General features: G+C 44.8%; 9 protein-coding genes. All 9 read right to left on the minus strand.

All coding sequences use genetic code 11. The annotated features are described in order from the left end of the window. Nucleotides 1-226: 226 nt before the first annotated feature. The 9 genes from S2091_RS24185 to S2091_RS23495 all read right to left on the minus strand — a co-directional run bounded on the left by S2091_RS24185 (nucleotide 227) and on the right by S2091_RS23495 (nucleotide 11,925). Nucleotides 227-388, minus strand: a complete 162-nt coding sequence (locus tag S2091_RS24185) for a hypothetical protein (RefSeq protein ID WP_165795085.1) — start codon at nucleotides 386-388, stop codon at nucleotides 227-229. A 17-nt stretch (nucleotides 389-405) separates the two neighbouring features. Beyond that, nucleotides 406-2,343: a PAS domain-containing sensor histidine kinase gene (locus tag S2091_RS23460; RefSeq protein WP_105534408.1), complete on the minus strand. Its 1,938-nt coding sequence runs from the start codon at nucleotides 2,341-2,343 to the stop codon at nucleotides 406-408. 15 nt (nucleotides 2,344-2,358) lie between these two features. Beyond that, nucleotides 2,359-3,714, minus strand: coding sequence for a cyclic di-GMP phosphodiesterase (locus S2091_RS23465; protein WP_105534409.1), 1,356 nt, complete (start codon nucleotides 3,712-3,714; stop codon nucleotides 2,359-2,361). 311 nt (nucleotides 3,715-4,025) lie between these two features. After that, entirely contained in the window at nucleotides 4,026-4,475 is a 450-nt protein-coding gene (gene pgaD, locus S2091_RS23470) for a poly-beta-1,6-N-acetyl-D-glucosamine biosynthesis protein PgaD (protein ID WP_105534410.1), read from the minus strand. Next, nucleotides 4,472-5,800, minus strand: a complete 1,329-nt coding sequence (gene pgaC / locus S2091_RS23475; protein WP_105534411.1) for a poly-beta-1,6-N-acetyl-D-glucosamine synthase — start codon at nucleotides 5,798-5,800, stop codon at nucleotides 4,472-4,474. The genes pgaD and pgaC overlap by 4 nt, the downstream gene beginning before the upstream one ends. A gap of 2 nt (nucleotides 5,801-5,802) precedes the next feature. Beyond that, nucleotides 5,803-7,890 carry a poly-beta-1,6-N-acetyl-D-glucosamine N-deacetylase PgaB gene (gene pgaB, locus S2091_RS23480; RefSeq protein ID WP_243405549.1) on the minus strand — a complete coding sequence of 696 codons (2,088 nt, stop codon included), beginning with the start codon at nucleotides 7,888-7,890 and terminating at the stop codon, nucleotides 5,803-5,805. After that, nucleotides 7,887-10,349: a poly-beta-1,6 N-acetyl-D-glucosamine export porin PgaA gene (gene pgaA, locus S2091_RS23485; RefSeq protein WP_165795086.1), complete on the minus strand. Its 2,463-nt coding sequence runs from the start codon at nucleotides 10,347-10,349 to the stop codon at nucleotides 7,887-7,889. Before pgaA ends, pgaB begins: the two co-directional genes overlap by 4 nt. A gap of 423 nt (nucleotides 10,350-10,772) precedes the next feature. Next, a complete protein-coding gene (locus S2091_RS23490; protein ID WP_165795087.1) occupies nucleotides 10,773-11,036 on the minus strand; it encodes a rhodanese-like domain-containing protein in 264 nt (87 codons plus the stop codon). 64 nt (nucleotides 11,037-11,100) lie between these two features. Continuing rightward, nucleotides 11,101-11,925: a hypothetical protein gene (locus S2091_RS23495; RefSeq protein WP_105534414.1), complete on the minus strand. Its 825-nt coding sequence runs from the start codon at nucleotides 11,923-11,925 to the stop codon at nucleotides 11,101-11,103. Nucleotides 11,926-12,110 lie beyond the last annotated feature (185 nt).

Genomic DNA, 12,110 nt, shown 5'->3' on the forward strand with positions numbered 1-12,110 from the left:
AACGTAAGTCCATAGTATTGGCTGTATTCCAGGTCATAATGGCGGCTCCGATTGGACATCATTCTTGATGCCCAATAGTGTTACCTATGTCCTGATACAGGTGTTACCCATGTCTCACGTCTATACACTTCGCCAAAAAAGGTAACCCAAAAAAGGCGACCACGCTATTTCGGAAACCCCGATTATTTTACGAATAAATGGGAAAAGTTCGAAACTCGCCTGCGGCTCAAACAGCGAACCTTTCTAATCCATTTATCCGTAAAATAACCGGCCGAACTAGAAGTGGAGGTAGATCAAAAGCAACTTCAACAACAACGACAACTTCAACACCAACTTCAACAGCAGCTTCAACAACACCAGCACTGCAAGCAATCAGTTCAATAACCAATCTCCTAATTTACCTACCTACACCTCATTATCCCTGACACGATCATCCCGCCTCTGCACACCAGCAACCACAGTAAACCAGAACACACTCCCCACTCCCACTTCACTTTCAAACCCAATTTCCCCGCCCATTTTTTCAACCAGGTTTTGAGTAATATTCAACCCTAGCCCAGTGCCACCTTGACGCCGGGTATCCCCATCATCGGCTTGGGCAAACTTTTTAAATATTCGATCCAAAAATGCGACCGGAATACCGGGGCCGCGATCTTTTATTTCAACGCGAAATACGCCAGCCCCTTCAAGCACCTTTATTTCAACACAGTCTCCGTCCTTGGAAAATTTAATCGCATTCGATAATAAGTTAGCAAACACTTGCATCAAGCGGTTTGTATCACCCATAGCCCAGGCATGGTCTGGGTGTTCATCAAAGCGAAACGCCACATTAAATGTTTGTGCGTATCCGAGGTTTGCTTCCATTGCCTGTCTAGTCAGTGCCACCAAATTAAAGCGCTCACTGTTAAGAACCATTTTCCCATTCGCCAGTTTTTCCATATCCAGCAAATCATTTACCAAAACACCCAGGCGCTTACTGTTCTTTAGCGCGATTTTGACTAAATTCATCGCATTCAACGGTATTTCACCGCACACACCGCTTTCTACCAAACCAAGAGAGCCGTGAATAGAGGTAAGCGGGGTTCTTAATTCATGACTAACCATGGAAATAAAGTCAGATTTAATTCGGTCAGATTCGCGCTGCTTAGTTAAATCAAGCACAAAGCCAACCCACTCGGTATGCGATCCTTCCAACTGAGCCAAACCCACCATGGCAGGTAACTGAGCACCTGTTTTGCTGATTAACTCCACTTCAAATGGCGGTGCTTGCCCATGCATGCGCAATTCATTTAGCGCATGTTCATAAGTTTTATGATTTTCTGGCGTGGTCAATTTTAGCCAATTTAACCCGATGCGATTAAACTCTTCTCGCGCTACACCAAACAAGCGCAACAAGACCTCGTTCGCTTCAGTGATTTTCCCCTTGAGATCACCTTGCATAATCCCAATTAAATTCGAATTCACTAAGCGCCGCATGCGCGACTCACTGACGATCAACGCATCCAGCATGCGTGATTTATCCAGGCTCGCCTGCTCTGCAATATCGCGCGCAGCAAGCAAGTCTGTTTCGATTTTTTTCATAGTGGTGATATCGCGCACGCTAAAAACTCGCCCGATCAAACTATCGCGTACAAATTCGGGTTTCGATACGCAGATAAAATAACGTCCGTCACGTAAAGCCAGCACGTCTTCCGATTCGATATGCGGTTCCATATGCGCTTTTTTTAAGCTCGCTGTCAGGCCGCTGCCATCACTCAAACTGGCAATGATGTGCTCCCACATATAATTTTCTTTACGCTCTAACAGTAACTCTTCCGGCAAATTCCACATCAGGGCAAAGCGACGATTCAGGTTAACCACATGTCCAAATAAATTCACCGCGAGTATGCCTTCCGCAGTGGATTCTAAGGAGCTTTGTAACTGCGAAACCAAATGCAATTGCTGATGTTCAATCGCTTTACGCCGCGTCAGATCTTCTGCGTAAATAATCCAAAAATGCTGATCGCCCTCGGCATAACTCGCGATGCGTTTTTCGATTTGAAACGAGGTGCCATCACTCCGCATCCATTCAGTTTCTGCAATGCGGGTACCCTCAAATAAAGGCTCCTGCGCCAATTCCTCCCAAAAGAATAAATCCAGCAAAGAACATTCTACAAAGGATAAAGCGTTGCCCAACAATTCTTCCGGCAAAAAACCGAGCATCTGGCACGCATTTAAATTCACATTCAGCAAAGTCAGGGTTGCCGCATCCACGACCATCACCGCTTCCCGACTATGGTCGATCATCTTCTTTAACAAACCCGCATTCAGTTTGCCAGGCGCAGGATTGGAGTCCGTTGGCATTGCTTAGGTATCCATTTAACGACCAACAGCAGGTGCGGATTTCTCACTTTTCGATTGCGAATCCACATAATAATTAACACGCTTGCGCGGATTTAAATAATCATAAATCGGCCTGGGAAGCAGCCCTGGACGAATGCTGGCACTGATAGCCAAATCCTTACTTTCCACCGACAGATCCAAAATAATCGCGTCTTCTTTTGGTATTTCATCGTCATAAACCAAAATGCGCGGCCGCAGCGGCATACCGACATTCACGTTCATCACCAAACCCACCGCATCATTGGAAAGCCTGACCAGCGTTCCCGGTGGGTACACGCCCAAACTTTTGACCAGCGTTGCCATCACCGCACCGTCAAATTGCGCACGCCGATGCGCATACATTAACGACAATGCTTCATGCGGGGTTAATGATTGATTCGGGTCGATGTGATTACAAAGATTATCGTAGACATTGGCTATCGTTACGATGCGGGTTGGGATACGGATTGCATCCCCTTTTAATTTATGCGGAAAGCCGCTCCCATCCATAAATTCATGGTGATTGATAATCACGTCTAACACCACTTTATCCATGCCGGCTTTTTGCCCAACCACCAAACCATATTCGCCATGCAATTCAAAAATATGCTGCTCTGCCGTAGTTAAGGCTGTCGTTTTTCTATTAATATGATCGGGGATATTCACCTTACCCAAGTCATGAAACAGCGCCGCAATTCCGATCGTTTTTATTTGCGCCTCAGTGCATTTCATTTCATGCGCCAGCATCATCGACAAAACCGAGACATTCAGCGAATGAAAATACACTTCTTCACTACCTTCTTTCTGCTGGATCAAATGCATGATCGCGTCGTTTCCCGTTAAAAAAACATCCGCAATACTGTCAATTAATTTACTCGCTTCCAGCATGGTTTCTTTCGGCTGCGAAAAAATTAATTTATTTATATTTTTAACGACTGTCGCAGCATGCACAAACTTGGCTTCGCAACGGGCGATTTCGTTGCGCTGTTTTTGGAGCTTTTCAAAGCGTGCTTTTTTGGCTTCAATAATGTTATTAAATACTGGCACTGCTGGGTCTGATTCCGCCCCAGCTCCGTGCTCGCCCTTTGGCTGTGGCGTTATTGTAGTAGTTGCACTAGCCGCAGAATTTGACGCCGAAGGATTAAGCCCAGGACGCAGTACCGCAAGATCGGTTTTTTCCGGCACATAACGTACATGCTTGAGTTTTAGTGCGTGCAACTGCTTGATTTGCTGATCATTAGTAATTTTGAACGAACTCATAGGAAATGAGTGTTCGAACCAGCTCAGATCGAGCTTAATAAACATGCCGATCTTGACCTGATCTATCGCGATGAGTTTGGTATTTTCAGGCATATCGCTGTATAAAATAAAGCCTTTATAACAATAAATGGGGGAGTTAAATCAGCTCATTATTGCCACGATCACCATATCTACCTGATATTGCCATGATATTCAAATCGTCGTTTCTTAGTTGTAGTCGATTTCCCAACCATTCGCCACTGGAATATGTAACAACGGATTGGGGAAACGGGCAATGAAAATCTACCGGGGAGGCATAAGGGGAAATGAATATCGCGCCAGCTTGCGAAAGTGACATTACAAAATAGCCAAAAGCTATAAACGGCAAAATTTATAGATAGCTAGTGTGACGTAATCCATTGGAATCAATCTTCAAAATCCGCATACAGAAATTTACCGTGCTCATCGTGATGAGCAATCATGTGCTTTACAGTGCTTAATTTCGCCATTATTTCAGGCTTAACCCCAGAAAATTCGGCCAAGTCTTCAATGGCTACCGGTAACGGGCGCGTACGTCGGTGAACATTACGAAAGCGCATGTATTCAGTTCTGGCCCAGAGTAATAAACTACCGCCCAAAGTGACGATAATACTCAAGTAAAAAACGAGCAGATTTCTAAGGTCAAGTAACTCACTCGGTGAGTTATGAAGAAAATGATCGTCATAATAATTAAATCCTAGTGCCCAAATGACCAGAGTAATTAGTGGCATCCATAAATATACCCACACAATCCAGAAAAATGTTGTAAAAAAAGTCCACCCAATACGATTGGGCAAAGGTGCGAGCTCCGGGTTTTCAAAAATAAGAGTTTTCATTTGTCTTTGGTTATTGTGTCTACCACCGAACTTGGCGGTACGAAGTCCGACGGGTTTCTAATTTCAATTCGCTTAGTTGGCGTACGCAAGCCGCGATCCGGGCTAATCCAAATCGCTCTTTTGCCGCGCTTGCGAATAAATACTCGGGGTACCGCCCAAATAGTGGTTGCCATATTGAGCCCCCAATAAGCTAGCGGATACCAGATCATCCAAAAAAAATGACGGAATATTTTATGGTCATAATGACGATCCAGCAACATGCTCACGAGTATTTGCAGTAAGCACGTGGTACCGATTAAAACCCCATGCCAGCCCGGAACAATCGTGACTTGCCAACGCTGTGGCAAATGAACCAGAAGTCCAATCGACCAGATAATCAAAACCAGTGCCATTGAATATGCCCAAAATACGGAGGTCAGATATTCCGCATAAATCAGCCACATTCGGCGCATACGCCAAGAACATAACGTATGACCATATTTTTTGATAACCTGAATGCCGCCCATGGCCCAACGCAGACGTTGCTTCCATAACCCCGCCAAGGTTTCCGGCATCAAGATCCAGCACAGGGCATGGGGTTCAAAACGAATATCCCAGTGATGCGTTTGCAGTTTCCAACTTATATCGATATCTTCGGTCAACATGTCTGGACTCCAGAATCCGACCTGCAGCAAAGCGCGACGCCGAAACATGGCTACGACACCTGAGACGGTAAATATCCGGCCATAAATACGTTGGGTGCGTTTAATCAAACCGATAATTGACGAAAATTCACCCACCTGTAGTCGCCCCAGCAAGGTAGAGCGAGTACGGATACGCGGATTACCGGTGACGGCGCCAACCCGGTGGCCTTCTTCAAAATGTTGCAGCATCCAGGGGATGACATCACGATCAAGAATCGCATCGCCATCCATACATAAAAGGAATTCACCTTGACATACCAGCGCCGCCGTATCCAGACCAACCGCTTTGCCTTGATTTTTGGCTTGATGAATTACGCGTAATGTAGGATAAATTTTAGTTAGTTCATCCAGCAAATGACCTGTGTGATCTGTGCTGCCATCATTGACGCAAATAATTTCATAGTTTGGGTAATTCAGTTTGGACAGCGCATCAACAACTTCAGCCACATTTTCTTCTTCATTAAAGCAAGGCACAATCACCGACACTAACGGTGTTTGCTTTAATAACGTCAGTGGATCTTTGATGCGATGACTTTTATGCTCGTAACGAAAATAATAAGTCAAGCCGCCGATCATCCATAAATAAGCCATGAACAGCGGATAGTAAAAAGTAAAATCGAACAGGAGGATGTCTAGTTTCATCGTCATCTCACCGGCACATTAGTTTCAACAGAAATGACAGGTTTTATGATGTCCTCTTGCGGTACATTTGCCTGAAAATCGTCTGGATAATAACCAAAATTACGCACCCCATTTAAATGCAGCCAGCGCATTTGTGCTGCCAGCGTTTCCGATGGAATGGGCTGACTGGTTTTCCAATCACGGCTTTGCAGTTCAAATATGGTTTTATCTAAAGCTCCTGGAACGGCATGTACTTTTTGCAGTAACTGATCTAACCAGCGTTCAGGATCTGCTGCGCCCTCCATGTAGGGCATCGCCATGAGCGATACAAAATCATAGGTCGCCAAAAAACTAGGCAGGCTCTGCGCATACCATTCTTCTGACTCAGGGTTTAATACAGGTTGGGCATATAAATTACGCGCTGTATGCAGATTCGGTTGATACCTGTGTAACGTGTCGGCCAGCGTCACCGTAAAGGCATTAATATAGGCCGTTTTGTTGGCGGCCCAGCGCAATCTTAATTCGGGCGATTTACGAATTTCTTTGATCGAATCAGGCAACTGCCAAGCTTCCCGATAGTAGTCCAGCGCAGCTGGGTTGGCGTCTTCATAATCGGACAGGGTTGCATCATCATGAAACAGCACGCCGTCAAAAATGGCTGATTTTCCCAGATCCTCATAAATTTCAAGTATGGTTTTGCGTACCAGTGGGTCGAAGATGGATAGACGATGGTAGCGATTTTGTGATGCCGTCGACGGCGCATCCGGCATTACCTGAACTATATGTGATGCAGCCGGATCGGATTCGGGCAACCGGAATGCCATGACCGGCATCCATGCATAGACCTTGACGCCAACGCGCGTGCTGAGTTGCCATGCAACCCGCGAAAATAAATCTGCCCGCATTGGTAAATGGCGGTTAGGAAAATACACCTCATCCGCTACGCCATCTCCGTCAGGGTCGGCAAAGGCCTGCAAATACACAGTCGTCGGATGCAGACGTTTGATCCGATCAAGCACTCTGGATAGATTGATTTCTTGCTGTACCGGATTAGGGTCATAGATGTAATCAAGATCCAGATGAATAACGCGCTCTATTGGCACTTGTCGTCCGGTATAGCCGGCTGGCTCATGCAACATCTGGATTAATTCGGCCACACCTGTATTGAAGTTAATTAGTGTGCGCCGCATCCGTGCCAATGGCTGATCTGGCGTGTTTGGCCCAGAATCTAGATTCATCGTAATCGGCATACCCATTTTGGCGGCCAATTGGGTAGTTTCCTGGTTATATCTGCCATAAGGCCACACCATGGCGCGCGGCATTTTATGCAATTGATGTTCAATCAATTCTGAATTGCGCTGCAAATCCAATTGAATGCGTTCGCTATATTCGTCATTGGATTCATAGCTTGAATTTTGCGGGCGGTAATAGCGTGAGATTGCCGCCGGAAACGAATTACCCTGCGGATTAGCCATTATGCCTTTATGTAAATTATTTGTATGTGAAGCGACTTCGACTAAACCGGAGGCCACCATCGTGCGAATATCTTCCCAATTGGCAAACTGATCGCGCGCTAGTAGTTTGTCGCCAAACAGGACCTGTTCATTAGGCGGAGTTTCAATCCAATCACCGACGATGGCGATCACCGCCGGAAAATTGAATAATTTCAATAACGGGAAAACCTTGGTAAAGACGCTTTTGTAGCCATCATCAAAGGTCAGTAATATGGCTTTATCCGGCAATGTGCCATGCCCGGCGCGGGCATCAATGATCTGCTGGAGACTGACAGGATGATATCCATTTTCTTTTAGCCAGCTAAAGTGACGGATCAACTCGATCGTATCTACGGCTGTTGCCTCTGGCTGGGTTTTAAAGGTTTCCTGCAAATTGTCACGTATATCGTGATAACACAACACGCGAAAACTTTGCGGTGGGTCATTAGCGGCAGGCACCGCTGTCAACAGTTGTTCGGCCGAGCTTAACTCAACAGTTTGAGCAGATGCTATTCCAGTGGATAACAACGCCACAACGAGCATCATGCAGGCAGCCCTTTGGGTGTGCAATGACGTGCGCGCAACCATCATTAAGTGTGAAATAAAAAGCCAATTCATTTGATTCGCCCAGATAAATTCAAATAGATATAGTTGCGGTATTCCCGCTCGCCGTCATAAGGATGAAAATTACGTCCCAAACCATAGGTGAATGCTAATTCGTTTTCAAAAGCCCACTCGTGCTCATAGCGTAATCCTGCCGTTGCACCAGAACCAAAACCGCTCTGACTATACTGCCCGACTGAAAAGTCAAATCGTTGTTTAAAAGACCGTTGATAATGTCGCCAAGTCAACCAGTCACCTTTAATATCCAGATCTAATTCCTTATCGTGCGGTGGGTTGAAATAAGCGAGGTTCATCTGACTATTGGTTGAAGCGGACACGCCAAGCACCGTATCCAATTTAAAAACGGGTTCGCTAATCCAGCGCTCCTGCCACCAGAGATGCGCAAAGTCGCGCACATTACTATCCGAAAACTGGGTGCTGGAAAGTTCGCCTCCGGCCTTGCGCGATTCATTTTTGCTCCAGTCGATTTCCAGCGTTTCTTGCTTCGCAGTCACGCCTAGATTCAGCGCAGCGGCTGGTAAATCGATGATATTGGTATCAACTGCGGCACGTGTATGCCAGTTATCAGAAATCGTCAAACTCATTGCCAAAGCAATGCCGTTGTTTCGGTTGTCATTTACGGTGTGATTGACCGAGGCTTCTGCCGTAATATCACTTGCACGATAATCCATTCCAGCACTCAGACGACTACGCGACGCATTGACATTGTTGACAGTTTCGCCTTCGGCATAACTCAGTTGAGTAAACAGGCGAAAACGATTACTGCTCCAGCTATCCGTCGCAAATTCATTCGACTCCGGATTTGGTTCGAGATTAAATGGCGCTGAATAGATAATGGCACTGGCTACTGAATCGGCACCGCCTTGGGCTGCGCCGCGGCCAATCGTGGTTTCTATCCGATAAAATGGCTGACTATAACTTTCCAGTTGGCGTGAGTAATGCAGCACAACTTTATTTTCTGGGTAATTATCGATCAATGGCGGCAGTATATTTTTGGCCTGACTCAACTCATTCTGAGACAACAGAATTTCACCGCGGCCGATGTTCGCATCCAGCGAAGAGGGTACGTCGAGCACCATCATTGAATACTCATCTAGTGCTGCATGTGGATGATCTCGTGCTAGCAACAAAGATGCCCAGCTAGTGCGTATATCATTATTGAATGGCGCCTGTGCATGCAAAGTTGTCAGCCTCTCTTCGGCAAGATTGAGATGATCTTCACTTTTTTGCACATAAACGGCAACTTCAAGCGCACGTAAATAATCTTCGCTCTTAGTGCTTGCGCCCGTCTTATTGTGTTCAGCAAGTTTCGCCTGGTTCGACACGATCTGTTCTGCCAGTGACTCTGCCTCACGATACTGCCCGGTATCACAATAAGCGTAAATTAACGGGATTTGAATCTTCTGTAATGTGCCAAAGTCGGCAGCGCCAAGTTCTGCCAATTCTTCAAGATACAGATCACGCGCTTTGTCTGGTTGCTCCAAATAGGCATAAGCATCGGCTACCGCAAATTTTACATACAACGGAATAGCAATCTTGGCCGCCATCAGCTCTTGATAAATCAGCACCGCTTCTTCCATATAGCCACGGTCATCTAAAGCAACTATCCGATCAAATTTTGACTTGGTTAATTGCTCTGGTTGACGAATCAATTCGGCATTTTCGTTGAGCGCAATATCAGTCGTATTTACCCGGGAACGTGCGCTGTCAGAAGATAATTGCGCTTCTCCAAAGTGGATAGTAAGTGCGATGTCAGCATGTTCAAGCTGATATTGTTCCTCTTTAGTAAAAATAGACAGATCGCGTTTTGCATAAAAGTTCGCCAAATAAGGGATACCAGCCAGACTTAACGCAAAAACTAACTGACGTTTAGCATAACGAAAATCAGGGGTCAGCTGCAGTACCTTTTGATAACTGCTAGCTGCAAGCACCCAGTCATTGCGCTGCTCAAACAGCTCGGCCAATGCGACCAACATGGGGGCTTGCTCGACTGAGTAATCTTCCTCCCTACTTGGCAATATGCGCTGTGCATAATCCAACGCATCTTGTATGCGCTTTTGCCCCATCCACGCATACACTAATCCGACATGGGCATTGATATCATCGGGCGTTTTAGCAATTAATAATTGATATGCCGCTTCAGCCTCTTGAAAGTGGCCGGATTTAAGCGTGGCATGCGCAATTGCGCTGAGCGCATAAACTTGAGCGTCATTTTTGATAATCTGCGGAGCAAATGCACTTGCTGCAGGATAATCACCTGCTCTATCCAGCAATACCGCTAAGTCATAAACAAGGTGGCTATTTTGTGGATCATCAAGGTGCCAAGCGCGTAACTGCTCTATCGCTGGAGCAAGTTGCTCGGCGCTCAGGTTACCTTTGGTGGACAAAATGAGTGCATCGACATCTTTCTGTGGCACAGCAGCATTTGAAGCGTGCAGCAGAAAAAAGCTCAATAGAATTATTGCGCGGGTATTGAAAAATTTAGCTGATATCGACACTAGCATTACTTACCAATCGTAATGGCGTAACTCGGTATGCTCTGCCTGATCATTTCAACCACTAACTGTGCATAGTAATTTATACATAGCACAAAGTAATGGTTGAAAAGGCTATAGCATAGTGACGAAGCCTAGCCCAGAAAAATTGGCATAAACGCTAACATACTGATTTATCACGCATTAATCAAAAAACGAATTTTGATTATGCATTAGTTCCATACGTCAATACTTTGATTTAACACTATTTAACCGTTAACGCAAATAAAATAATTTACAAAAAAATTGGGATAAATAGAGGAACGGAACATGGTGTTGTCACGCTCCTTGGTTCGGTAGGATGCTATATTTGGTAGTGAGAACTGGCGACGCGGCAAGCGCTCAAGCGGCTAAATTTTTTTCTATGGCTGTTTTCCATGCTTCAAAACCACCGCGCAAAGGATGTGCATAGCGATAGCCCAACTGTTGCAGATTACGCGCTACTTGCACTGCGCCTGCATCTTGCGGGCAAGCGCAAATTGTCACAATAGGATAATCCTTCGATATATTTCCCAGCGACGAACTGATCGCATCGTATTCAATAATATGCGCGTGCGGAATAATGCCGGTCTCGTTGACCAACGCTTGACTACGTAAATCAAGCAAATGTGGCGGTCTTGGCCCAGCTTCAATCACAAATTTAAAATTTATATTTTCTTTACTTGATCATTTAATTTTTTCGTATTTTTATAAAATCACTACCAGAAAATATATAATTTTCCCTTAGCTTTGTACTTTTTAACGTTTTGCAATTTTGCTGAAATACAGTGAAGGAAATTTGGCTTGCATATCCCGCGACATCTTTTGTAATGCTATGTGAAATATAACTGGTCGCACTATTATTAAATTCGCTGTGACCTTTTCTGTCCTCTACAGTTCCGCATGGCGCATCTGACTGTGGATCATCTGAGTTTTCAACACCATGAGCGAGCAATGTTGCTTTTACATTTTCTTCTTCGTTCTTATTTTTAGTAATAACAACTGCAAAAAATGAAAATGAAATAATGCCGCGGCTTAATTTATTAGTCGAAATTAGTGCCCATTTATTACCATTTGGCAAGTCAAAAAAATCACTTGTCAATGTATTACCCGGCGGATTTGAAGGACTAAATTGTTCGAAAACTTTTTTATTCGGGCATATATGGTAGACCGCATCATAAGTTACTAAGTAGCAATTATCTTTTAATGAAATAAAGCTCCCCCCAGTCATTAATTCTTTTGCGAAATCACTAGACACATCGACAATGGTGTGTTGAATTATCTCTTTCCATAATCGCTCTGCAATTGGCGAATCGAAGACAATGGGGTCTTCTTCATATTCACGTACTTTTGCGATTGGTTTGATTTCTGGATGAACGGCCCAATCAAAACCAACTTGCGGCAATTTGTGCAAATCTGGATTATTTACTGTTTGTCCAAATACATCGGATGATAAAAAGCATGTCAATGTAATTAAGATTAACAAAAGAGGGTGCAATTGCTTATTTGTTGTCATATATCTCATGGGGCTCGTTTTAATAAATTGAAGATCATTACATTAATTTGAAAACGCGGTATCTATGGACTCCACCCGTTTTGCAAGAAGAATTTGATTTCAACCAGTAGGTAAGCTTGCGTGTATCTATACGGCCTGATAGATGAGCGGTTTTTTGCTCTGGCCCTGATGTAATACGCGCGTCA

Source organism: Solimicrobium silvestre (genome assembly GCF_002976435.1).
GTDB lineage: Bacteria > Pseudomonadota > Gammaproteobacteria > Burkholderiales > Burkholderiaceae_D > Solimicrobium > Solimicrobium silvestre.